The sequence below is a fragment of the Burkholderia sp. F1 genome, assembly GCF_050813845.1.
GTDB classification, from domain to species: Bacteria; Pseudomonadota; Gammaproteobacteria; order Burkholderiales; family Burkholderiaceae; genus Burkholderia; species Burkholderia ubonensis.
On sequence record NZ_CP172421.1, the window covers coordinates 2,217,806 to 2,240,916 of the forward strand.

Genomic DNA, 23,111 nt, shown 5'->3' on the forward strand with positions numbered 1-23,111 from the left:
CCAACCATCACACGGTGGATTGAGCTTAGGCTGCGCCATCACGACACCTCCGTCATGATGACTTCCGCATAACCGTTATCGTCGCTTCGGTCAGGCCAGTAGGTGATAGTAAGCGTGGCCGAACGCACACCGTTAGGGAGCGGCATTTGGTAGGTGCCTTGGAGAACAGGGCTACTTTTACTCGGCTGGCTCTGCATTGCCCAAGCCTCTCCCCGTTGCTGGCTTGCCGATGGAGGGGCCGGTGTGCCTTCCACATTGACCTGGCTGGAAGCCAGTACCTGCGTGCTGGTTTCCGTTGTAAGGCGGCCATCGCGACGCGCGCCAAAGCGCTCCAGTTCCAGTGTGAAGCGGTAACCCGAGTTGGCGGGATCGTAACCCGGCAGCACGATCTGGTAAGCGAGTTCCTTCACCGTCTCCCAGGCCACACCGTTCTTTGCTGCTTCGAAAGCATTCGTCGCTTTCACGGCCCGCTTACCGATCTGGAATCCCAAGGCCACCTCCATGCCCAAGACGGCCGCGTTCAGTGCCGCGATGGCACTGCTCATCGTCTGCGCAATTGCTTCGGGACTGTCCTCCGCCTTGATTTCCCACCGACGATGTTTTTCTTCGGTACCGAAGTAACTGTGGCGCGCCCACATTTCCAAAGCGGTCGACTCCAAGCTCTTCGCGATTGCTACGGCCGCGTATGCCGCCAATCCGAGTAGAAGCCCCCAACCAAGCGCACCAACGCCGAGGTACGCCATGCTCCCACCGATAATCGCCGTTGCATCAGCGCCCACCGCCACTCCGGTAACGATGGCACCTGCGATTGAAAGTCCTCCGGCTAATGCATAGATCCCGACAGCTTCCTTGTCTCCAACCTTTGCAACGCGTACCGCCGCAGTCCAATTCCCCACGCCATCGGCAATCCCTCCCACCGCCGCAATCACCCCCCCGGCTCTGATCAACTTTTCACCCAACCCCACCGCCTTGGTTAGCTTGGGCGTGTCCATCGCCCCCAAGCTCCGCAGGAAGGCCTGCGATGCATCGGCCGGTAGCTTGATGGCCAGGCCGGCCGCTTCCACGCCCGCCCCCATCAGCCCCGCCGTAGCGGCGTAGAAAGCCGCGACCGCTTCCGGGTGCCGCGCACCGATCTTGGCGTCCAGATCGGCGAGCGTACTTTTCAGACTGTCTTGCAGGAAGTACAGGCTGATGAGGGAAAGCCCGCCATCGACCCCGGTGACGGACAGACGCTTGAGGCTGGCCAGGCTGCCATCGACGAAGCGCCTCGCGCCGGCCCCGGTGAGCTGGATGCCCTTGAGGACTTTTTGGGCCGCGGGCTCCAGGTTTTTGAGGCCGGCCTGGACCTGGCGCAGGGCGGCCTTGGCTTCGTTGCGGGCATCGCCCGTGAGGACACCCGCGGCGCGGGTGATGTCGCGCCCGGCGGCGCTCACGTCATGTTGCAGGCCCAAGAGGCGCTGCTTGACCTGCTCCGCCGTGCCGTGGGTCCATAGCGTGACGTCGATCAGTACGTTTCGCAGCGTGCTGTCGGGAATGGCAATAAGGCCGCTGAAGAGCACGGCGCGCACGCGGCGGCCGGCCTTACTCCCAGCCACCGCAGCGGTGCTGTGCAGTTCGGTGGCGATGAGGCTGAGGCACTCGCCCACGGTGAGTTGTATCTTGACCTGGGTGAGCCGCACGTTGCCATAGAGCCAGGCGGCGCCGACGTGAAGCTGGTCGAGCGCGCTCTTGACGCCAGCGCTCAGGTGCTGATCCAAACGCGCGGCTGCGCCGTGTATAGCTGCAAGCAGGTCATCAGCTGCCGCGATTGTGGCGGCTTCGCGCCAGTTAGCCACCTCGCCCGCGCCGACGAGGCCCTTGAGCGTGTCGAAGTACTTCTTGCCGGCGTCGTTCGGCATGGCACCGGCACCGAACATCGGCACAAAGGCCTGATGCAGGCTGGTCTGCTGGCCTTGCAGGGCGATATAAGCCGGGCTACCGGGATCGCTCAGCAACTGCTTCCATACGTTGCCACTGGGCCCAAGCACTTCAGGTGTGGGCTTCTGATCCGGCTTCGGTGGCGCTAGCACGGCGTCGGTCACGCCGCCGGCCAGGCATTTCGCGACAGTCTTCAAGCGGCAGCCGACCGAGCGTGCCACGGCATCAGCGTAGTCCAGTGCGATGACCCGCTTCCAGGCGGCACTGTCGATCTGCGCCGCCCACATCTTGGCGTAGGCGTCGATACGCTGCTGAAACTCGGCCTGCGCATCGTCGTACTGCTGCTGGAAGTTGGCCCGACCGTCCTTGCCGGTCTCACGGTAGCGCTTTTCGAGGCGCTTGATCCTGCTGCGAGTTTTGCCGTGGACAATATCCCCGCGCTCCTCGGCCGGATCGCGAAAGACGGGGGGCGATCCCATTTCGCTGTGCGACCAGTATTCCGTGTTGTCCGGTGTCTCCGCATCCGCGCGCTGCGCAATCAGGGTTTTGATACCCAGCAACGCCTGCGACGTCATGAACTTGTATTTCCGGCTAGGCTCTTCGGCCCAGCATTGCTTGTAGGTGGTGACCGACAGGCGCAGGTTGTTGAGTTCCTGTGCCATACCGACGGGATCGGGCAGGATCAGGCCGGCGACGCCTTGAGTGGCCCCTTCCTGCCGTTCGAGGATGTGCAGATAGTTGCGCATCGCCTCCAAACGGGATTGACGCGGATACCAGCCATGGGCGCTGCCGAAATCGTTGGTGCCGCTGGCGTACTCGGCCACGTGCTCCGCCAACGCATGGGCATGCTCAAGTGCCAGCGCCTGCCCTTTGGCCGAGGGGTCGGCTTTGATGGCGGCCAGTTCGATCTCAACGAAGCGCTGGCGGTAGTCGGCCGGCAGCGACGAGCCGTCGGCACGCTTGCCGGTCTTGTAAGCATCGAGCACGGTGCTTGGCCACGGGTCGTGCGCGAAGGCAATCCATGCCGTGCGATGCACTCGGGCGTCGAGGCGCAGGAACGAGGCTCGCAGGTCGTGCCCCGCGTCGAGGCACCGCTTGGAGAGCGGCGCGGGTCGACTGCGCGGCATCTCATACGGGTTGAATTGCCGCAGGAAACCCTCGGGTGTGACTTGGTAGGCCTGCCACTGCTTTCTGTCGAGCAGGACGTACACGTAGCCTTCGCGGAGCGTGCGCAGCGACGATTGGATGGACGCGTTGCTGGGTGGGTCGATTTTCGCCAAGGACCGATGGGTGGGTATCACCGCCTTGCGCAGCAGCAAGAGAGGCAGGCCGGTTCGCTCGCAGGTGCGGCAGACACCCGGCGCCGCAGGACAGGTTTCCGCCGCGGCAGTACTCAAACGTTGGCTAGTACTACTCATGTTGCACTCCATGCTGCGTCAAGTTCATTTGCGATGTGCTGCCACATCGCGTCGGTGCAGCGGTCGAAGTCATCCGAGAGAGGGGTATTGCCGCGCGCGGCCCGTTCGATGCTGGCCCGCACTTGAGGATGCTCATGCAGCCGCGGGTGGATTCGCAGGCTATGGAGTCCTAGGATCAGGATGTCGCGATGGTCACGCAGGCCCAGCGTGTGTGCCGCCCGGACGGCGCGGTAAGCCACGGCGGTGACCTGCTGGGGTGTGAGCGCGGCGCCCGGGTTTCGGAGATGTGCGTTGTCGAACGATGCTTCGCTCACGCGTTGCCACGCTGCCCCGATGTCGGCGATTAAGCGAGCCGAGCGCTGGGCGAACCAGGTGTGTTCGGAGGCGTTGGCGGGGTTGTGGTCCGGCTTGCCTTCGAGCAACGTTATGCTGGCTCCGCTCAAACAAATCAGCCATTGGCGCAGCGGCCAAAGGCTGCCCGCCATGCGACACGCGGCCCACAACTCCATCCGAAGCGGTTCAAAGAGGGGGATAAAGCCCCGACCTTCGGGACCGGACGCATAGCGGCATAGCGACAGGATATGCGCGGCCACTTCCTCGGGCGTCAACGGGGCGGCAACCAGGCCGCAGACATAGCGCTTTCGATAGAAGGCCTCACGGCGCATGGTGGCTTCTATCTGTGACAGCAGGGAACGGTCCGCTTCTTCTCCCGGCTGCGCCAAAGTGAGCAAGATGGGGCACGCTCCGGGGCTATGTGCAAGATCGACACGCAGCACGCGAACGCATGCCTCGCTGCCGAGTCGTTCGCTAAGCGAATCGATATGCAGCGGGTCATCTGCGTCGCACTCGGCCAGCGGATCGAGCAGGAGACAGAGGTAGTCTTCCTTATGACGCTGTTCTGTGGCAAACCGATACAGGAGATCGTGACTCATCGCTGTTTTTCCACGCAATCGGCCAGTAGGCCCTTGATGGGGGCGCCGTCGAAAGCCAGGCTGTTACCGGCACCTCCACTATCCTGCGTGAGCGGCCCCTTCGTACGAATCGCCACGCCTTCCAGCGTGATGCCGCCGCTGTCGATGCGCACGGTGCCACCGGGGCCTTTGACTTCCAGCACCTCTGCAGCGTGGACTTCATAGACCTTGGTGCGATGCCGAATAGCCTGCCCCGCCTCCAGTTCGGCACGCCCCTGCACTCGCTGCTCCAGATGCCCGCCGATATCGACCGTGTGATTCGCGGCGGTCTTGTCGCGACGGTGGTTGCCGACCTCCTCCATGCGGTCCTTGCCGGTGTGGATGGTGTGGTTGCGGCCAATGGTCAGAAAGTCGTCCTGACCGATATCGTGGCGCCGATCCTGGCCGATGGTGACCTGCTCGTCGTGGCCCACGGTCTCTTTGCGGTCGTTGCCGATGGCGATGGTCTCGTCATGTTCCACCTGTTCACTGCGGTCGTTGCCCACGAAGGTGGTTTCGTCGTGGTTGACGTGGATGTTCTGATCCTTCTGCGCGTGGACGTAGATTTCCTCCTGATCCGCCTCGTCCTCGAAGCGCAGTTCGTTGTAGCCCTCGCCCTTGTGGGTCTGGCTTTTGATCGTCATCCGCGTCTTGTGTCGCGGCAGTTCGTACGGCGGCAACTGCAAGCGGTTGTACGCCCGCCCGATGATGAGAGGCTGGTCCGGATCGCCATCCAGGTTGACCACAATGACTTCCTGCCCGATGCGCGGGATCGCCATATGCCCCCACGTCGCGCCAGCCCAGTTCTGCGCGACCTGGATCCAGCACGAGCTGTGCTCGTCGTGCTTGCCTTCGCGATCCCACGGGAACTGCACCTTCACCCGGCCGTACTCGTCGGTGTAGATCTCTTCGCCTTCCGGGCCAACCACCATCGCCGGCTGCGGACCGTCGATGCGTGGGCCCGGCAGTGGTTCGGCGCGCCATTCCGCGTCGTCCGGCACCAGCACCGCTTCGTAGCGGTAGTGCGTGCCTTGCTGCGCGTCGGCACCCTCCTCGGCTTGGCTGGTGTATTGCTTGCCGTGATGGACGATGCTGACCGGGCGCCAGCCGCGGTTCATGTCCTCACGCGGGTGGCCGATCAGGTCGAAGGCGATGCCCGGTTGCAGGCGCGCATCGTCGCCGCTCACGCTGGCCATACGCGCATCGCGACGGTGGCCGCGCAGGCGGTCTTGCGTAAAGGCCTTGCCGCTGGCTTCGTGCTTGTAGCGGCCCGGGTAGTCGTAGCGCGCGTAGCCGCGGCCTTGGTGATCGAGGTCGGTGCCCTCACGTGGGTATTCGTGGGGATAGCGTGGGCTCTTGAAGGTGTAGTCACGCTGCACCTGACGCGCGGTACGCACGTTCTCCGTATAGGCGAAGGTGCGCAAACTGGGTTGCGGCTGGTCGCCGCCCGGCGCTGGGTTGTACAGCACCGGCTCGCCCTGCTGGCGACCGTAGATGAACAGGCGGTCGCAGTGGATCAGGCGATGGCCATCAGCCTTGTGCTGGAAGGCGTAGAAAAAGCCTTCCTCGCGCAGGATGCGTTCGACGAAGTCGTAATCGGTGTCGCCGGCCTGCACGCAGTACTCGCGCGCCAGATGCTCGGCGGTCACGCGCTGTTCGTAGTCCAGCGTTTGGTTGTGTGCCTTGAGCACGGCCGTGGCGATCTCGGGCACGCTCAGGGTCTGGAAGATGCGCCAGTCGGACGACAGCTTCAGTCGCGCCAGGCGCGGCTCAACCACGGCGGAATAGCGTGTCCGTCGAAACCCCGTCTCGCCTTGGGCCAGCGATGAGATGGCGCCGTGCACGTAGCGCACCGGCTGCCCGCCCTGCCAGATGGTGAGCAAACCGTTGCGGTCGAGCACCTGGCCGAAGTCGATGACGGGATTCGCGCTGGCCAATTCCATCTGCAAGAGGAAGGTCTCGGACAGACCTTCGTACAAGGTGAACTCGACGACCTCAAATGACTCGTCGCCAGCGGTGAAGGTAAAGCGCAGGTCGGATTGCGTGGGCATGGTCGCTCCGGTGGCCTGGGTTAGGGTTTAAGGATGTGATCCAGCGATTGCAGGACCTGGTCCGTGGTGGTGCCCAGCCTGATCGAGAAGAACAGGTAGGCGCCGACCAGTACGACCAACGCGATGGCCCAGGGTGTCCAGAGGGGCATCTGGCGCTTGAGGCGGTAGCGACGCGTGGCGACGACGGGCGCATCGGTGAGGCGCTCGGGCGCATCGCCGCGCAGCGGCCGCAGGATGCGGTGGAGCTTGACGATGATGGCGTTGAGCGTGTCCTGCTGGTTGTGCTGCTGACCGTATTTGCCCCGATACCCCAGGCAGAGACAGAGGTACTTGAATTCCAGGACGTGGTGGTATCGCTCCGGCTCCATCTGCATGCGCGAAAGCACGGTGAAGAATTTCTCGCCGCCCCAGGTTTCGTTGTGGTGGTAGCTGAGCAGCGAGCGCTTGCGCCAGACCGAACCGTTGCCCCAGGGAGTACCCATGACGGCTTCGTCGATGAAGACGCACAGCGCGTAGCGGTAGGCCAACTGCGTGGCGCCGTCGTAGCCGAGCTGGCGCACTTCCTCGGACAGCGCGGTGATCTGGTCGCGCACGTTGGCGTAGAGCCTGGGGATGTCGTCGCAGCGGTCGAGGCGGCGCAAGCGGATGACCAGGCCAAGCAGCGGCTGGGCGGCATCCACCAGGGGGTTGAAGCTGTGACCGCGTAGCTGGAATTGCAGGTCGTCGTCGTAGTCGATGTGGTGCACCGAGTCGAAGAGCATGCGGTCCTTGTCGCCCATCGGGGAGACAGGCGGTGTGCGCAGGAAGTCGCCCGACGTGGCTCCCGGTGGATTCGGTGCCAGTTGGTGTGCCCGCAGCCGCGGCTCGCGATCGGTCCTGTCGTTGCCGATGTCGACGGTGGTGTTCATGTCATTGACTCCGAATAGCCCAGAACTGGAGTTCCAGTTCCGGGAAATCGCCGGTGATGTGGAAACCGAAACCGTTGGCGCCCTTCTGCATCAACTTCTGCCAGTTCGGATGCGTGCGATCGAGCTGGAAGTAGGTGAAGCCGGCATGGAACGGCAGGTGGCGCGGCGCCACCGGCAGCGGGCTGAGCGGGATGCCGGGCAATTGCAGGCGGATGAGATCGAGCAGCGTTTGCTGGGAGGCGACCTTGGCCTGTTGCAAGAAGAGCTGGCGCAACTGGTCCAGCGGCATGCGCGCACGCACGGCGAGAATGAATTCCGCGCTCTGCATGAGGCTGGGGTCGTTGACTTGGGCGGTGAGCACGCCATGGCGCTCCTTGACCAGCGGCAGGGACACGGCGCGCGGTTGCAGCACAGTGCTGAGCACGCGGCGCAGGGTTTCCTGCAGCAGGTGGAAGGTGGCCTGCGGGTTGTCATGCTGGTAGGCCGGAAACTCCGGTGGCACGCGCGCCTCGTCGGTGAACGTGACGAGTTCGCCGCAGGCCTGGCCGCACGCGAGGTAGGCGTCGAGCGGATGCACGTCGCTGTCGCGCGCGAGATGCCGGAACAGGTGTTGCCAGCGGTTGAGCGCCTGCAGCAGATTGAAGTCGGTGACGTCGGCGACGCCGGCCTGGCCAGGCGAACCAATGCGCTCGGCGATGCTCTTGGCGCGCTCGTGCGCGAGCGCGGCGATTTCTTCCATGAAATGCGCGAGCTGGCTGATGGCTCGCAGATGCAGGCCGGTGATGTGGAAACCGCTATCCATCAGCAGGCTGCCATCGGGACGCCGGTCGAGAATGCGGCCGATGGCCAGCCCGGTGAAGGCGCTGCGGTCGTCCCGCTCCAGCGCCAGTTGCAGGTTGGGTACGGCCATGGTCACGGCGACATGGTTGCCCTGGTGGCTGTGGGTGTCGCGCACGTCTTCGGTGCGCGCGACGTAGCGAGCATTGGCGTAGGTGTCCGGCCACCGGATTTCGGCCATGCCGTCGGAGCGCAGCGGCAGCGTGAGATAGACGGTCTGGTTGGCAGCGGTGGCATCGGTGATGTCCAGCGGCTCCGGCGGCGGCTGGTCGTGCGGGATATCGAAGGCGGTGCCGTCGGGCAAGATGCCGCGCGCACGCACGATGGCGATCTTGCCAATGGCAAGGAAGTCTTGGTTCAACACCAGCTCGGCGAAACCGTAGCCGTATTTACGACCCAAGCGGACATTGACGTAGTGCTCGAGGTAGCGACTGGTTTGTTGGAAATGCTGGGGCTTGACGAAGAGCCCTTCGTTCCAGGCGATGGGATTGCGGGTGGTCATGGTTGCTTGCTCGTTTGGGTGGCCGCCTCGCGGGACAATCCGCGGAACAACTGCGGACGGGAGGGCGGTTTGCGCAACAGGTCCGGTGCGGTGTCAGTCGGTTTGCGCAATAGGTCGCGTGCGCGATCAGTCGGTTCGCGCAACATGTCCGGCGCGCTATCGGTCGGCTCACGCAACATGTCCGGTGCGCCGCGGACCGGTTTGCGTTGCGGGTCCCGCGTGTCGCGGGCGGGTTCGCGCGACGGGTCCGGCGCGCGATAGGCCTCGTTGGTAATGGTGACGCGGGTGTCTTGCAGGGTGACCAGCAAGGCGTATTTGCGCCCGCGCGGTTCGAGCCGGAAAACGTCGTACCGGCGGGTCGCATTGACATCGTGAAAGGCAGCTACGACGGCCACGTAGCGGGCCTTGTCCTCGATGGGACTGAATTCGATGAACTTGAACTGGCCGGGTGCGAGGGTGTAGTCGTCTGCGGCAATGAAGGTGCTGCCCAGCGCCTTCTTAGGGTTCTGGCTGACGAGGTCGAGGTCAGCGTTTTCCAGCATGCTGTCGTCCTTGAGCTGGAGTACCTGGAAGGCGATCGGCGTGGCGGCGGTGCTGGACGCCGGCGCTGGCGACGCTTCAGCTGACGTTGGTGACGCTGGCGCCGGCGCCAGCGGGCTCGCTGCGGCCAAACTGTCGCCCTTGCGGTACTGGCCCAAGTTTGGCGCGACACCGGGCGCGTCCGCCAGCGACGGGCTGCGGCGAAGCTGCCCGTCCGGCGGCAAGGGCGGCTTGCCGGTGGGCGTGACGGTGAGGGAATTCGGGAGCGGCCGGCCGGTGCCATGCGACGGCAGTGGCACGATACCCTCCTCGCCCTGCAAATGGTCCAGCAAGGCGCGCAAGCCGCTGATGAGTTCGCCCTTGGTGGCGCCGTTGAAGCTGACGGCATACGGGCCCTCCCCGACCAGCTTCTCCTCGGTCGGTTCATCGACCACGGCGGCGCTGTCGGCGGCCGACGCGCTGACCGGGTTGGGATTGACGTCGGCGCTGGCATACAGGCTCAAGGCGATCTGCGTCGGCTGGTCGTCGGGCGCGCCCACCGGGATGGACGGGTCCATCAAGACCCGGCCCGTCTTCTTGAACACGTTGCCCACGGTGCTGCAGCCGGCGAGCAGCATGCCGGCGAGCAGAAGCGCGAGGCTTCGCTTCATGGTGCCTCCGCACGCAACGCCTGGTCGTAGGCTTGATCGAAGACCTCCCAAAACAATTTGTCGAAGCCCTGCTGACGCCCGGAGATCAGCTCGTCGTAGTAATGCCCATACATCTGCCATGCCCAGCCGTCGCTGTTCGCCTGGCCGCCCTGCGGCGGTCGGTAACGAGTGAATCGCCGTTGCAACTGCTCCGGGGAGAAGGCTTGCAGCAGTGCGCCGAGACCGGCGGTGATGGCCTGATGGGTGGCCCGCTGCTGGCGATGGATCTGCTCGAGCGATTCCTCGATCGCTGCCGCGGGCGACAGATGAACGACGCTGCGGTCGGCGGCGAACATAGCGCGTACGGTGTCCGGATAGCTTTGCCCCAGACGCAGGGGGTTGTCTTCGATGGGCTGCAAGGTGCGCTGGCGCTGTTCGGGCGCGCTGCCGTGCAAAGCGCTCAGGCCGCTGATGGCCGCACTGAGGCTACGGCCTGCCTCGTAGAGCAGCGCGTAAGCTGTTTGGGCATCCAGAGCCCCCACTGGCGCGCCGAGCCCTTCGATTAGCGGATTGACCACGCCGGCCGGATCGTGGCCGTTGGCTTGCTGCGCATGCAGCCACGCGCTGGCGGCGGGGTTGTGGCTGTCGTGTTCCGACATGAGGGTGTCTCCTGATGCATGGATGGGCCTGCCGTAAACGGCTTCCTGCGCCGTGGCGGCAAGGTCGGCCTGGGCCGCCAACGGCGACAGTCCGTAGTGATGGGGGTCGAGCGGATCGAGCGACGCGTGCACGGTGGCACCCGCGTTCCGCTGGGCAGCGAGGTCCAGCGCGTGCAATGGGTCGAGCTGGCCCTGCGGCCGTGGCGGCTCGCTCAGGGCCTGGAAAGCGGCCCAGTCGGGATTCGGCGTGGCGGGGTGCTGCCCCTCGGGCGCTGCGGCGGGCAAGCTGTCCAGGTAGTCGTCGGGCAACTGCATCAATTCTTCGACGTCGTGCTGGGCCAGCACGCGGGACGGGTCCGGCAACGCGTGCTGCTCCTCGTCCAAGTGCACCGAGAGGCGGTACGGCCCGACGTGCAGGGTGTCCGCGTCACGCAAGCGCGCGCTTGCGTGCAGGCCCAAGGGACGGGTTTGTTCGTTCAGGCGGGTGTGGCCGCTGCGATCGATGACGAGATAGCCACCATCCTCAAAGCGGATTTCGCAGTGTTGAGGCTGCACGCGGCCGGCGCGGTCGTGCAGCAGCCAACTGGCACTCTGCGAGCCGATGGTGCCGCCGGCGGGGTCAAAGCTGTAGCGCGGTGCTGTGCCTTGCTGCAAGGCTTCCGGGTTGGCAACGACCAAAGCCAGGCGGGGCTCCATGGATACTGTATTCATGCGCGCACCGTGAGTCGAACGCGCGGCGGCCGGCGTAACGCAGGCTGTTCCAGAAAACTGGTCCAGCCCAATTCGGTGCCGACGTCGTCCGCGAGGTTGAAGGAAGGGATTTCGTTTTCGCGCAGCGCCAGTTCGAGGTCGCACGGGGTTTGGTCGCGCAGCAAGAAGGCGACCAGCAGGCGCAGACGCTCGAAGTTCTCGCCGTGCGGAAGAAATTCGCGGAACCGCTGCTGGCTGAGGTTGGCGATGACGACGGTGAATTTGGCGTGGCGCGTGCGCACGCTGTCGCCCACGCGGAAGCTCTCGCCGAGCAAACCATTGAGGCAACCGAGCTGGACGCGATCGCCGGGGTCGATGTCGGCGTGGCGCAGTTCGAAATCGCGGATGTCGACGTCCTTGAGGTCGAAGCAGTGTGCGATCAGCCCGGCGACCATCGCGGGCGAGCGGCTGCGATGCACCACGGCGCCGGCAAAACTGAGCAGGCGGCTCCAGGCGATGGGCGTATCGCCGCGGATGGCGGTGTTCTCGAGACCGATCAGCGCAAACAGGCGCTGCGAGAGCGGGTCGCTGGCACCCGGGCGGAAGCGGATGTAGTGCCGGTACTTGCGCCACGCCTGATGCAGCAGCGTCAGCAAGCGGTGATGGAAGACGTCGAAGAACGCCGGACGGATGCCGATGCCCTGCCCGGCCTCATAGGCCAGCCGCTCCACATAGTAGGACGGCAGCGGCGAGTCAGGGCCGTGCATGCCGAAGAACGTTGCCTGCACCTCGTACTGGTGCGGCTCGCTGTGCGCCAGGTGCCGTGCCAGCGACACGTCGGAGGCCGGGAAACCCATGCCGGCATAGTTGCTCAGCTTGATGCGCTGGCGCTCGGGATCGTCGCTGTCGGGCGACTCGAGATCATCGCCATGTAGCGCATGCAGCCGTTCCAGCAGCAAGAAGAAGTCATGGTTCCTGGCACTCTCCAGCAGCTTTTCAGTCAAATCAGGGCTTGGGTTCCGCTGCGCATGGGCCATGCGTAGTGCTCCTGATTGGTGGTGTTGATCGCCTCCAGCATATGGAAGGAGGAAATGCTGCTGTACAGCGCGAGGAAGTGACTGAGCACCGTGCCGAACAGGTAGAGGTCGCCTTCGCAGGCAAACCCCGCCTGATCGAGCTTGACCACGCTGCGGATGCCGCGAATCGGCAGTGCCTGAAACATGCGGTCAACCGGCGTGGTCGCGACCTCCAGCAGTGCATCCAGGCGCTTCTGCGTGGCGCGGCGCCGCTGGATATCGTGGTGAGCGGCGAAGTCGTAGGCGCTGATGACGGCCTTCAACGGCTCGGCGGACAGCAGCGACAGGTAGGTCGGCGACAGATTGGAGATGAGCCGCCACTGCAGGTTGCCGTCCAGAACTGGCCGATACGACGGGGTGGGTGCCGTCAGGTTGCGACTGCTGACGAAGGTGGGGACGTCGGGTGTGGGGATGCGCACGTCCCCCGCGCCCAACGCCAGCGGCAGATCGCGGTTAGTGCAGGTCAGCGACACCGAGACCGTCTCGTCGCGACCGATGTAGTGGTGCTCGTCGCCACGCACGAACGAGACACGGTGCTCGACACCGGCGGCGGTGAGCGACGGTTCGATGCGGGTGCGGTAGTAAAGCGTGGTGTGGCCGCGCTCGTAGTCGATCTGGTGGCGCAGCGACTCGAAGGGCTGGTAGGTGCGCAGCCATTCGCCGGCCTTGCCGCTGCCCTCGCCCTTCCAGCCGTCGACACTGTCGATGCTGAAAATCTCGTAGGCGTCGGCCCGCTGCCCTGCTGGACTCAGGCGATAGTCCACCGCTTTGCCGGTCAGCCGGACGGGCTCGCCCTCGTGTTCGAACAGGTTCACGGCCGGCGTGCAGTACAGCGCCAGGTCGCCCGTGCGGATGCGCACGTCCTCGGGCATGGGCCGGGTGAAAACGAATTCCAGGCGGATCTGCCCAGTCTGCTCGGTGGGCCAGAGTGAACGCAGCCCGCGGATACCGAAGAAGAAGAACCGGCGCGGGAACAGGAAGTACTCCTGCAAAATTCGGTAACCGTCCAGTGCGTTCTTCGGGTATGGCAGCAGCGCCTGATCAGGCGCGAAGCCGTGAAACAGCACCTGGCTGGCAGGGATGTGACGCACCTGCCCCGCGACCTCCATGCGGATTTCGCCGAGGTATTCGGCCAGCCACAGATAAAGCGTCATGGCGGTGTAATCACTGCCGCTCAGGTAGAAATCGAGCTGGTCGCAATCGTAGGTACTGGGCGGGCTTTGACTGAGCGTGGACAGATCCACGCGCACGGTCGATTTCTCCAGCGAGTGCGCATCGCTGACCTGATCGATCCGCAAGGGATAGATGGCCATGTCAGCACAGGTGCGGAACTCGCAGGGAATGCCGTCTACCTCGCGAGCGCGCATGCGTGTCCCCTTGGGGATCACATGCCGCTCTGTGATGGTGCGGTCCATCGGCAGGAACTGCATGATGGTGGCGCTGGGCAACGGACGCAGGTAGTTCGGCCACAGCAGTTGCAGCAACGGGTGGGTCAGCTCCGGGAAGTCGTCATCGATCTTCAAGCGCAGCTTGGCCGTGAGGAAGGCAAAGCCTTCCATCAGCCGCTCCACATCGGGATCGGTGGCTTCCTCCCCCAGGTATCGCGCGAGCTGCGGATTGTTGCGCGCGAACACCTGGCCGAGGCGGCGCATATAGTCCAGCTCTTCGCGGAATTTTCGCTTCAGTGGCATCAGCCCTCCTGGCTGGGTGCTAGATCACGTGGATCCAGCGCTCCCGGTGCTGGACGAGCAGATCGATCTCCACGTCCTCCGTGTTGTCGTTAACTGGCACCAGACAGTGCAAACGAAAATGCAGCGGACCCGTCTGGCCGTGCGCGGTGACGGGATGAACGTTCAGCACCTGCACGCGAGGTTCGTAGGCCGTAACCGCGGCACGGACGTCCTGGCATACCTGATGGCGCAGATCCATCTGGCTGGCTGCGGCGTCGTTCAGATCCTCAAGGCCGAAACCAGGGCAGCTTTGCGAGCTGCCCCGGCGGCTATTGAGAATGCGCTCGAGGTGGTCCTTGATGGCACCGATGCGCTCCGACGCCAGCGCCTGCCGCGTGCGCACGCGGCGCGGCGGCAGATCTGGATCAAGCCGTTCGAACAGGCTGCCCTGGCCGAGGGAGCGCGGCATGCGTCATGCCCTCCGTCATTCCTTGTCGAGCCGGCCGACCAGCGACAGGTCGAAGCTCGCGCCCATGTACTTGAAGTGCGGGCGCAACGACAGGGAAATCTGGTACCAGCCGGGGTTGCCGGTCGCGTCCTGAACGACGACCCTGGCGGCACGCAACGGACGGCGGCTGCGCACGTCGGCGGAGGGGCTTTCCTGGTCCGCAATGTACTGGCGCAGCCAGTTGTTGAGTTCGCGCTCCAGGTCCTGGCGCTCTTTCCAGCTACCGATTTGTTCGCGCTGCAGCACCTTGATGTAGTGCGCCAGACGGTTGACGATGAACATGTACGGCAGTTGCGTGCCGAGCATGTAGTTGGTCTGCGCGGCCTGGCCTTCGGGCGTGTTCTGGAAGACTTTGGGCTTCTGCACCGAGTTGGCCGAGAAGAAGGCTGCGTTGTCGCTGTCCTTGCGCATCGCGAGAGGAATGAAGCCTTCCGCAGACAGCTCGAATTCCTTCCGATCCGAAATCAGCACTTCGGTCGGGATCTTCGCCTGGAGCTGGCCGAGCGACTCGTACAGGTGCACGGGCAGGTCGTCCACGGTGCCGCCCGATTGCGGACCGATGATGTTGGGACACCAGCGGTACTTCGCAAAGCTGTCCGTGATGCGGTTGGCCATCAGAAAGGCCGTATTGCCCCACAGATAGTTGTCGTGCCGGCCGTCGATGGTTTCGCGATAGCCAAAGCTGCGTACAGGGTTCTCCAGCGGATCGTACGGCTGGCGCAGCAGGAACCGCGGCATGGTCAGGCCCAGGTAGCGTGCATCTTCCGATTCACGCAGACCGCGCCATTTGGCGTGCCGCGGACCTTCGAAGATGTCCTTGACCTCTTTGAGATTGGGAATGTCCTGGAAGGAGTCCAAGTTGAGCATCTCGGGGCCAGCCGCGGCGAGGAACGGTGCGTGCGCCATGGCGCCGATCGCAGCGACGTAGTTGAGCAGCTTGATGTCGGGTGCGGAGGGGCCGAAGGTGTAGTTGCCGACGATGCAGCCAATGGGCTTGCCGCCGAACTGGCCGTAACCCGCGGTGTAGATGAGCTTGTAGAGATTACTGCGCGTGATATCCACGGCGCTCTCGAGGTCTTCCAGCAGTTCATCCTTGGTGGCGTGCAGCACATCGATGAAGATGTTTTCGCGGAAGTCGGTGCCAGCCACCAGTCGATGAAGTCCGCGCCAGGCCGATTCCAGCTCCTGCAGGGCAGGCTGATGGAGGATGACGTCCATCTGCCTGCCGAGCTTGGCGTCGATCTGGGCGATCATCTGGTCGACCAGTTGCTTGTTGACCGGCTGCTCTCGTGCATCGGTCTTGAGCATCTCGGCAATGAAGGCAGCCACGCCTCGCTCGGCGACGGCATAGCCCTCCTGAGCGGGCTGCAGGCGTGTCTGCGCCATGATCTGTGCCAGCAGGCCCTCCTGCGGCAACGGGTCCTGCTTCTGGATAGCAGCGGTTTGTGCTTGTGTCATTGTTATGTCCTTTGCAAACGGGAAGAGGAACAGCGCGGCATCAGGCCTTGCCGGGTTCCAGCAACTGTTCCAGCTCCTTGGCGAGCTTGCCGCGAGAGGCTTCGTCACCGAGCAGGGCCTGCAACTGCTTGCGGAAGGCCGGGATATTGCCCATCGGCCCCTTGAGCGCCACCAGCGCCTCGCGCAGCTCAAGCAACTTGCGCAGTTCCGGCACTTGGCGGGCGATGGCATCGGGACTGAAGTCCTCGATGGCGCTGAACTTCAGGTGGACGGGCAAGGTGTCGTTCTCGCCACCCTCTTCCAGTACGGCCGGCGCATCCATCGTCAGCCCCAGACCGAACTCGGACATCACGTTGTTGAAATTGTCCTTGTTGATGCTGACGGCGGCACGGTCTTCGAGTGCGACCTCGTCCTCGCGCCCTTTGAAGTCGCCCGTCACCAACAATTTCAACGGCAGCTCGACTTCCTCCTGCTCACCGCCCGTTGCTGGAACGTAGCGAATGTTGATGCGTTCCTTCGGTGCGACCGATCCTTGCTTTGCCATGAGCCACTCCCATTCGAATTGAAGTCTTTGCAGCACGAGATTCGATAAACCCCGGCGCATTGCGCGCCAAGGTGTATGCAGTGCAAGCGAAGGCATGCCGGCCGAGCCAAGCTCGCCGACCTAACACCAATCTATGGCATGCCAAAAATCGCTTTCCGCACGCAAACAGAGAAGCTAGACGTTAATGGCGGCCGATGGAATCAGACAGCACCCATTTTTATGTCGGAATTAATCGTATTTGTCCGAATATCGATTTAAGAGAAATTTCCCTCATTGATTTCCAGACAAATCCTATGGACAGACGGGTTATTGGCGTGTTTCCCTCGAAAGCTTGATCGCGTGCTTATTGTGGGCGAACCGTAAGCACGCTCACCCACGTTTTTCAAATCGTTGAGCCGAAACGTTCATTTGCATTTGCTTCATTTTCACTAGCAACGCAGAGACGATTTTTCTAAGAAAAACCTTTCCTGAAAAGGGGAGCTCGATTACATGATTACGGTGGATCTCCCGGCGCTCTTCGAGCGCCTTAATGCGTTGTGTCGGCATGCCTTGGAAGAAGCGGGCAGCCTCTGCATCGGGCAGCGTGGCGCCGAAGTCACAGTGCCCCACCTGCTGTTCAAGCTGCTCGATCAGCCTCAGTGCGATGTGCGTATCGTGTTGCGCGTCGCGGGGATTGAGGTGGACACCGCGCGACACGCGCTGTCCACCGCATTTCCCGAGGGGAATAGCGGGCACAATCAATATCCGTCCTTCTCCCCGCTGCTGGTGGAGCTGTTGCAGGAGGCATGGCTGCTCAGCTCGGTGGAGCTGGGACAAGCTGAAATCCGCAGCGGCGCCCTGCTGCTCGCCGCGCTACTCAATCCGGGGCGCTACCTTCCGCTGGCGGCGATACGCCTGCTGGATGGCGTGAGCCGGGAACCGCTGCGCAAACGCTTTGCTGAACTGTTGGCCGGATCGACGGAAGTCGCCAGCGTGGCGTCCGGCGAACATCGCCCTGCGGCTGTCGGCGGCGAGGACAGCGCGCTGGCCCGATTCGGCCACGACTTCACCGCGCAGGCTCGCGAGGGGCGGATCGACCCGGTGCTGTGCCGCGATGCCGAGATCGACCTGATGGTCGACATCCTGTCGCGTCGCCGCAAGAACAACCCCATCGTGGTAGGTGACGCCGGTGTCGGTAAGAGCGCGGTCGTTGAAGGACTCGCCCTACGCATCGTGCAGGCGCGCGTGCCCGAGCCGTTGCGCGACGTTCACCTCTGGGGGCTGGACCTGGGCGCTCTGCAAGCCGGTGCGTCGGTCAAGGGCGAGTTCGAGAAACGCTTGAAGGCGGTGATCGACGAAGTGAAGACCTCGCCGCAGCCGATCATCCTGTTCATCGACGAGGCGCATACGCTGATCGGCGCCGGCAACGCCGCGGGCGGCAGCGATGCGGCTAACCTGCTCAAACCCGCGCTGGCGCGCGGCGAATTGCGCACCATCGCCGCCACCACCTGGTCCGAGTACAAAAAGTATTTCGAGAAAGACCCTGCCCTGACGCGACGCTTCCAGTTGGTGAAGTTGGAGGAACCCAGTGCGGAGGATGCCGTGCATATCCTGCGCGGCCTGCGCCCTCTCTACGAGCAAGCACACAAGGTCTATATCGCGGACGATGCGCTGCATGCCGCCGCAAAATTGTCGGCGCGATACCTGTCCGGCCGGCAGTTGCCTGACAAAGCCATCGACGTGCTCGATACCGCTTGCGCGCGCGTCGCCACCGCACTGGCCGAGCCGCCGCGTCGCTTGACCGCGCTCGAGAACGAGCTTCGGCAGATCGATGCGGAGACCGAACACCTGACGCGTGATGCCCGGTCCGGCCGCACGCCGTCGACGAAACGACAGGACAACCTGCGCGATGCGCGGCAACAGGTGGAGGCGCGTATTGCCGAACTGAGACAAGCCTGGGAACAGCAGAAAGCGGCCGTCGATGCGATTGTCACCCTGCGCAGTCAGGAGGCCAACGACGACATCGCAGGACTGCTGTCGGACAAGGTGGCCCAGCTCACCGAACTGCAACGCGACGGTGCCCTGCTGCATGCCGACGTGGGCGCCGAGCAGATTGCCCAAGTGATCGCCGACTGGACTGGCATACCGGCTACCACCATCAACAGCGATCAACTGACGCGCCTCGAGCAGTTGCCGACCACCCTGCGAGTGCGCGTCAAAGGACAGGACGCGGCACTGGAGGCGCTGCACCGGCGCCTGCTCACGGCGATGGCCGACCTGCGCCGGCCGGGCACGCCGATGGGCGCGTTCCTGCTGGTCGGCCCCAGTGGTGTGGGCAAGACCGAAACGGCGTTGGCGGTGGCCGATGCGCTGTTCGGCGGCGAGCGCTTCCTGACCACGATCAACATGTCCGAGTATCAGGAGAAACACACCGTGTCGCGCCTGCTGGGAGCACCGCCCGGCTACGTCGGCTATGGCGAAGGCGGCGTGCTCACCGAGGCCATCCGCAAGCAGCCCTATGCCGTCGTGCTGCTCGACGAGGTGGAGAAGGCCCACCCGGAAGTGCTGAACATGTTCTACCAGGCCTTCGACAAGGGTGAGCTGGCCGATGGCGAAGGTCGACGCATCGACTGCCAGAACATCCTGTTCTTCCTGACCTCCAACCTCGGCTTCGATCAGGATGATCCGTCGTTATCCGACCTCGACGTCGACAGCCTGCGGCAGCAGTTGATGCGCTTCTTCAAGCCGGCCCTGCTGGCGCGCATGCAGCTCGTGCCGTACCGCTACCTCGACGAGGCAGTGTTGAGTGACATCGTGGACAGTCGCTTGCAGCGCTTGCAGCGGCAATTCGCCCAGCGCTACAACGCCCCTCTGGAAGTGGCCGAGAGCGCACGCGACGAGTTACGCTCGCGCTGCATACGACACGCCAACGGCGCGCGCATGCTCGATGCGAGCATCGACGGCGAACTGCTGCCGCCGCTGTCGCTCGCTGTGCTGCAGCAGCAGGCCAAGGGGGCACCTTTCCAGCGCGCGGACCTGCGCTGGCAGGACGGCGCCTTTCTGGCCACGCTGCACTGAGTGGAACACGGCATGGAGACCGTGAGCGTCGTCCTGTTGGCGCGCGAACTCGCGCAAGCGAGCACCGTGGCCTCGCTGGCGGAGGCCTGGCTGAGCGCCGCCTGCGATGGCACCGGTATCGCACAGGCGCTCTGCTACTGGCACGAACGCCCTGGCGACAGACTGCTGCCGATCGCCCATGCCCATGTGGCTGACGCCGCGAGGCTCACCTCGATATCGTTGGAAGAGTTGGACAATCCGCTGGTGTATTGCCTGACCAGCGCAAAGCCTTGCCATGTCGCGCGACTGGACGCCTTGGTCAAGGTCGGCGCTGGCTTCGATGCCCTGCGCGAACATCTCACCGCCCGCGCCGCCCTGCTCGTGCTGCCGATCCATGGCCCACGGCATGAATTGGTGGGTATCTTCGCGTTGATTGGCGCCGAGGCGGCCCTGCGCGCCTGGCATGCAAATCCGATCTGGCAGGAGCTGGTCACCCTGCATCACGTGCTGATGGCGCGCCTGCTGGCATCGTCCGACATCCACCGCATCGAAGAGCAGCGACGAAGCGAGATCGACCAGGACCGGACACGCGCCGCCCGTCTGCTGGCCGCGGACTTTGTCGGTGTCGGGTCCACGGCCCGTCAATTGCGCGAAGACATGCTGCGGCTGGCCGACTCGTCGCTGTCATTGCTGATCACCGGGGAAACCGGCTCGGGCAAGGATCATGCGGCCTGGCTGATTCATCAGGCCTCGTCCCGCCAGGGCAAGTTTGTACCGGTGAACTGCGCGGCGATTCCGAAAGACCTGATCGAAGCCGAGTTGTTTGGCGCGGTACGCGGCGCCTACACCGGCGCCACTCAGGCACGCATCGGGCTGGTGGCCGAGGCGGATGGCGGCACGCTGTTCCTCGACGAAATCGGCGATATGCCACTGGCACTGCAAGGCACGCTGCTGCGCCTGCTGAACGAGAAGACCTATCGACCGATAGGCGCAACGCGCGAGCAGGCGTCCGACTTCCGCCTGATCTGCGCCACCCACCGCCCCCTCCCCGAACTCGTGCGTGACGGCGCGTTCCGCGAGGACCTGTATTTCCGCATCCGCCAGCGTGTGTTGCGCATTCCGCCCCTGCGCGAACGCCCGGAAGACATTCCGGCACTGGTCGCGCACGTGCTGCTGCAACACAACCGCGAATGCCAGGGCAACATCGCCGGCATTTCCGCGAGGGCGCTGGCACGCCTGCAAGCGCACACCTTTCCCGGCAACGTTCGCGAGCTTCGCAGCCTCGTGCTGGCCGCAGCTGAGCGTATCGCGCCCGGCAAGCATATCCGCGGCGACCTGCTGGCCGACCTGGAAGAAGAAATGCTGCCGCCGAGCGAGCCGCCATCGCCGACGGCATCGGCACTGCAACAGCTCCTGCACACCGACAACTTGCCGGAAGCCTTGCTGCACTTCGAGCGCCTCGTTGTCGGCGAACGGCTGCGCCGGGTCGAGGGGTCGCGGCGCGAGGCTGCACTCAGCCTCGGCATACCCAAACGCACGCTGGCACGCAAATGCCTGGAGTGGAATTTGAATGGAGAGGATCACCCATCATGAAATCGTTCAGCCTGGCATTGCTGTTTGCGGCGGCACTGGCCGGTTGCGACGGAAAGCACCCCGCCGTCGCCGCCGGCAACGATTGCACGACCATCGTGTCGCCGCAGGAACGGCTGGCCTGCTTCGACGCCAAGGCGGGCACCCCGCCACCACCGCCGACCGCGCTCCAAGCCAAGGCACCCACGACGCCGCCAACGCCGGCCACCACGCCAGCCAGCGCGAAACGGCCGGACATCACCGACTTGGTCCAGGCCAACGAGGCCAAGCGCCGCGCCGACGACACCGGCTTGCTGCTGATGCGCACGCCAGAAAGGCTTCCCGGCCAGGATAAGGTGATCATCTCGGCGCCGGCACTGGGAGGCTCGACACCCGGCCCCACCCTCGCGATCAGTTGCCTGCAGAACATCTCGCGCCTGCAATTGCTGACCACCGAGGCACTGCCCTTCAACCGCGCCAATCTACGGCTGCTGCTGGACGGCCGCCCCGTGTCGGCCAGCCAGCCGTGGCAGGTCCTTGATGACGGTACGGTCACCGACGCGGGACGCGGCCTGGTAGCGATCGAGCAGCTGCGCCACCTGGCCCGGCCAGCGCAACGCCTGCAGATCGAGAGCGACCAGCCCCCCCTCGACGGACTGGTCTTCGACGTCTCCCGGCTCCATGAGCAACTGGTCCAGCAGCGCGAGGCATGTCACTGGTGAAACTGCCCGCCCCGCTGGACCTCGATACCTTGCTGGCGCCGCTCGATCCGCGCCAGCCTGCCGGCGTTTTCGATGAGGAAGACGATGCTTACCAAGGCATCGACCACGAAATGGTCAAGCTCGGCAGCTTGCAAGAGGCGACCATCGATTGGCCCTACGTCGATGAAGCCGCGCAGCATTACCTGTGCAGCCAGTGCAAGCACCTGCGCATCGCCGGGCATCTACTGACTGCTCGCGCACGCACACGCAGCTGGCGCGGCTGGGCCGAGGCCACCGGCGTACTCGCCGGCATGGTCGAACGCTACTGGGAAACCAGCTATCCGAAACCGGGCGCCACCGGCTACCTGGCCAAGCGACGGTTGGTGGGGCAATTGCTGGAGCGGCTGTCCGACAGCCTGGCCGCGTTGGAAAACACCGGCTACGGCGAAGAGTTCTACAAGGCCGGCCAGGCCGCACTCGATAGCCTGCAACGCAGTGCCGAGAACGCTCAGCTCGACGTGCCCACGCTCACTAGGCTGGAGGCCTTGTTGCGGCAAAAAGCCGAAGCGTTGCGCGCGCCGGAGCTGGCCGATGCCAAGCAGCTCGACACGCCCGCGCGCGGCGAAGTGCTATCGGACGCCTTCTTCACGCCGGTTCTGCCCACGCCCGGCAACGAGCGCGAGGGCCGCAAGTCGCTGCTGGCCGCGGCGGAGATCATCAACCAGCAAGACCCCTACGACCCCACCGGCTACCTGCTGCGGCGGTTTGCCCTGTGGGCCCACCTGACCAACGCGCCGTCGGCACGCAAACACCACCATACCGAACTGATGGCTGTGCCCGCCGACGTCGCCGAAGGGTATGCGGAAGCGCTCAGTGCCAACGCTGTCGACCCGGCGCTGCTGCAACGCGTCGAGCGCAGCGTCACCACCTCGCCGTACTGGCTGCGCGGCAGCTACCTGGCCGCCGGCATCGCGCGACGGCTGGAGATGCCGTTGGTAGCCGAGGCCATCCGCCAAGCGACCGAGCGTTTCGTCACCCGGCTGCCCGCGCTGGGCAAACTGGAATTCGCCGATGGGCGTCCGTTCGTGGACGGAGAAACCCAGGCCTGGATCAGCGGCGCGCACGCGGGCGGCACCATGGCCGCCGCCGGCCGTGACTACGCCGGCGTGCGCGACGAACTGCACGGCCTGCTCGAAACGCAAGGCGTCGAGTCCGTGCTGCGCCGCCTGGAAGCGATCCAGCAGGAAGCTGCCGACCTGCGGCACCGCTGCCATGTCATGGCCATCGCTGCCGAACTGCTGCGGCCGCGCGGCCTCGCCTGGCTGGCCGACGGTTTGTTCGTCCGCGCGTATCGGGCCATGCAGCACGCCTCGGCGCCCGAGTGGGAGCCCGACCTCTTCAGCCTTCTCGAACGACAACAGCCGGATGCCTCGGGGCACAAGGATTAA

Annotated in this window: 16 protein-coding genes; 4 read left to right on the forward strand and 12 right to left on the reverse strand. The window is 64.5% G+C overall.

Features of this window, described 5'->3' with window-relative positions; genetic code table 11:
* Positions 1 to 38: 38 nt before the first annotated feature.
* From ACFIMZ_RS10520 to tssB, 12 genes are read right to left on the reverse strand one after another with little or no spacing between them, the layout of a single operon-like run.
* A complete protein-coding gene (locus ACFIMZ_RS10520) occupies positions 39 to 3,335 on the reverse strand; it encodes a T6SS effector BTH_I2691 family protein (RefSeq protein ID WP_431819464.1) in 3,297 nt (1,098 codons plus the stop codon).
* Positions 3,332 to 4,267, reverse strand: coding sequence for a hypothetical protein (locus tag ACFIMZ_RS10525; protein WP_431819465.1), 936 nt, complete (start codon positions 4,265 to 4,267; stop codon positions 3,332 to 3,334). Before ACFIMZ_RS10525 ends, ACFIMZ_RS10520 begins: the two co-directional genes overlap by 4 nt.
* The gene (locus ACFIMZ_RS10530) at positions 4,264 to 6,336 is read right to left on the reverse strand and encodes a type VI secretion system Vgr family protein (RefSeq protein ID WP_431819466.1); all 2,073 of its coding nucleotides are present in this window, start codon (positions 6,334 to 6,336) and stop codon (positions 4,264 to 4,266) included. The genes ACFIMZ_RS10525 and ACFIMZ_RS10530 overlap by 4 nt, the downstream gene beginning before the upstream one ends.
* A 20-nt stretch (positions 6,337 to 6,356) precedes the next feature.
* Entirely contained in the window at positions 6,357 to 7,244 is an 888-nt protein-coding gene (gene icmH / locus ACFIMZ_RS10535; RefSeq protein ID WP_431819467.1) for a type IVB secretion system protein IcmH/DotU, read from the reverse strand.
* 1 nt (position 7,245) lies between these two features.
* Complete coding sequence (tssK, locus tag ACFIMZ_RS10540) at positions 7,246 to 8,583, reverse strand: type VI secretion system baseplate subunit TssK (protein WP_431819468.1); 1,338 nt, start codon at positions 8,581 to 8,583, stop codon at positions 7,246 to 7,248.
* Positions 8,580 to 9,773: a type VI secretion system lipoprotein TssJ gene (gene tssJ, locus ACFIMZ_RS10545; protein ID WP_431819469.1), complete on the reverse strand. Its 1,194-nt coding sequence runs from the start codon at positions 9,771 to 9,773 to the stop codon at positions 8,580 to 8,582. Before tssJ ends, tssK begins: the two co-directional genes overlap by 4 nt.
* The gene (gene tagH / locus ACFIMZ_RS10550; protein WP_431819470.1) at positions 9,770 to 11,107 is read right to left on the reverse strand and encodes a type VI secretion system-associated FHA domain protein TagH; all 1,338 of its coding nucleotides are present in this window, start codon (positions 11,105 to 11,107) and stop codon (positions 9,770 to 9,772) included. The genes tssJ and tagH overlap by 4 nt, the downstream gene beginning before the upstream one ends.
* An 11-nt stretch (positions 11,108 to 11,118) precedes the next feature.
* Positions 11,119 to 12,138, reverse strand: coding sequence for a type VI secretion system baseplate subunit TssG (gene tssG / locus ACFIMZ_RS10555; RefSeq protein WP_431819471.1), 1,020 nt, complete (start codon positions 12,136 to 12,138; stop codon positions 11,119 to 11,121).
* Positions 12,102 to 13,868, reverse strand: coding sequence for a type VI secretion system baseplate subunit TssF (tssF, locus tag ACFIMZ_RS10560; RefSeq protein ID WP_431819472.1), 1,767 nt, complete (start codon positions 13,866 to 13,868; stop codon positions 12,102 to 12,104). Before tssF ends, tssG begins: the two co-directional genes overlap by 37 nt.
* 19 nt (positions 13,869 to 13,887) lie before the next feature.
* Positions 13,888 to 14,316: a type VI secretion system baseplate subunit TssE gene (gene tssE, locus ACFIMZ_RS10565; protein ID WP_431819473.1), complete on the reverse strand. Its 429-nt coding sequence runs from the start codon at positions 14,314 to 14,316 to the stop codon at positions 13,888 to 13,890.
* A gap of 15 nt (positions 14,317 to 14,331) precedes the next feature.
* Positions 14,332 to 15,813 carry a type VI secretion system contractile sheath large subunit gene (gene tssC, locus ACFIMZ_RS10570; RefSeq protein ID WP_431819474.1) on the reverse strand — a complete coding sequence of 494 codons (1,482 nt, stop codon included), beginning with the start codon at positions 15,811 to 15,813 and terminating at the stop codon, positions 14,332 to 14,334.
* Between the two features lie 40 nt (positions 15,814 to 15,853).
* On the reverse strand, positions 15,854 to 16,357 hold the full coding sequence (gene tssB / locus ACFIMZ_RS10575) for a type VI secretion system contractile sheath small subunit (protein ID WP_431819475.1): 504 nt from the start codon (positions 16,355 to 16,357) through the stop codon (positions 15,854 to 15,856).
* 489 nt (positions 16,358 to 16,846) lie between these two features.
* On the opposite strand from tssB, the gene tssH reads away from it, so the two are divergent.
* The 4 genes from tssH to tssA are packed head-to-tail and all read left to right on the forward strand — an operon-like array spanning position 16,847 to position 23,111.
* Positions 16,847 to 19,414, forward strand: coding sequence for a type VI secretion system ATPase TssH (gene tssH / locus ACFIMZ_RS10580; protein WP_431819476.1), 2,568 nt, complete (start codon positions 16,847 to 16,849; stop codon positions 19,412 to 19,414).
* 12 nt (positions 19,415 to 19,426) lie between these two features.
* Positions 19,427 to 20,986: a sigma 54-interacting transcriptional regulator gene (locus ACFIMZ_RS10585; RefSeq protein WP_431819477.1), complete on the forward strand. Its 1,560-nt coding sequence runs from the start codon at positions 19,427 to 19,429 to the stop codon at positions 20,984 to 20,986.
* On the forward strand, positions 20,983 to 21,684 hold the full coding sequence (gene vasI / locus ACFIMZ_RS10590; protein WP_431819478.1) for a type VI secretion system-associated protein VasI: 702 nt from the start codon (positions 20,983 to 20,985) through the stop codon (positions 21,682 to 21,684). Before ACFIMZ_RS10585 ends, vasI begins: the two co-directional genes overlap by 4 nt.
* Positions 21,672 to 23,111 (forward strand): type VI secretion system protein TssA, encoded by a 1,440-nt coding sequence (gene tssA, locus ACFIMZ_RS10595; protein ID WP_431819479.1) that lies wholly within the window; start codon positions 21,672 to 21,674, stop codon positions 23,109 to 23,111. The genes vasI and tssA overlap by 13 nt, the downstream gene beginning before the upstream one ends.

What these genes read in the sequence shown, in the direction of transcription:
- ACFIMZ_RS10520 (WP_431819464.1), bottom strand. Translation starts at nt 3,335, where the DNA reads ATGAGTAGTACTAGCCAACGTTTGAGTACTGCCGCGGCGGAAACCTGT.
- ACFIMZ_RS10525 (WP_431819465.1), bottom strand. Translation starts at nt 4,267, where the DNA reads ATGAGTCACGATCTCCTGTATCGGTTTGCCACAGAACAGCGTCATAAG.
- ACFIMZ_RS10530 (WP_431819466.1), bottom strand. Translation starts at nt 6,336, where the DNA reads ATGCCCACGCAATCCGACCTGCGCTTTACCTTCACCGCTGGCGACGAG.
- icmH (WP_431819467.1), bottom strand. Translation starts at nt 7,244, where the DNA reads ATGAACACCACCGTCGACATCGGCAACGACAGGACCGATCGCGAGCCG.
- tssK (WP_431819468.1), bottom strand. Translation starts at nt 8,583, where the DNA reads ATGACCACCCGCAATCCCATCGCCTGGAACGAAGGGCTCTTCGTCAAG.
- tssJ (WP_431819469.1), bottom strand. Translation starts at nt 9,773, where the DNA reads ATGAAGCGAAGCCTCGCGCTTCTGCTCGCCGGCATGCTGCTCGCCGGC.
- tagH (WP_431819470.1), bottom strand. Translation starts at nt 11,107, where the DNA reads ATGGAGCCCCGCCTGGCTTTGGTCGTTGCCAACCCGGAAGCCTTGCAG.
- tssG (WP_431819471.1), bottom strand. Translation starts at nt 12,138, where the DNA reads ATGGCCCATGCGCAGCGGAACCCAAGCCCTGATTTGACTGAAAAGCTG.
- tssF (WP_431819472.1), bottom strand. Translation starts at nt 13,868, where the DNA reads ATGCCACTGAAGCGAAAATTCCGCGAAGAGCTGGACTATATGCGCCGC.
- tssE (WP_431819473.1), bottom strand. Translation starts at nt 14,316, where the DNA reads ATGCCGCGCTCCCTCGGCCAGGGCAGCCTGTTCGAACGGCTTGATCCA.
- tssC (WP_431819474.1), bottom strand. Translation starts at nt 15,813, where the DNA reads ATGACACAAGCACAAACCGCTGCTATCCAGAAGCAGGACCCGTTGCCG.
- tssB (WP_431819475.1), bottom strand. Translation starts at nt 16,357, where the DNA reads ATGGCAAAGCAAGGATCGGTCGCACCGAAGGAACGCATCAACATTCGC.
- tssH (WP_431819476.1), top strand. Translation starts at nt 16,847, where the DNA reads ATGATTACGGTGGATCTCCCGGCGCTCTTCGAGCGCCTTAATGCGTTG.
- ACFIMZ_RS10585 (WP_431819477.1), top strand. Translation starts at nt 19,427, where the DNA reads ATGGAGACCGTGAGCGTCGTCCTGTTGGCGCGCGAACTCGCGCAAGCG.
- vasI (WP_431819478.1), top strand. Translation starts at nt 20,983, where the DNA reads ATGAAATCGTTCAGCCTGGCATTGCTGTTTGCGGCGGCACTGGCCGGT.
- tssA (WP_431819479.1), top strand. Translation starts at nt 21,672, where the DNA reads ATGTCACTGGTGAAACTGCCCGCCCCGCTGGACCTCGATACCTTGCTG.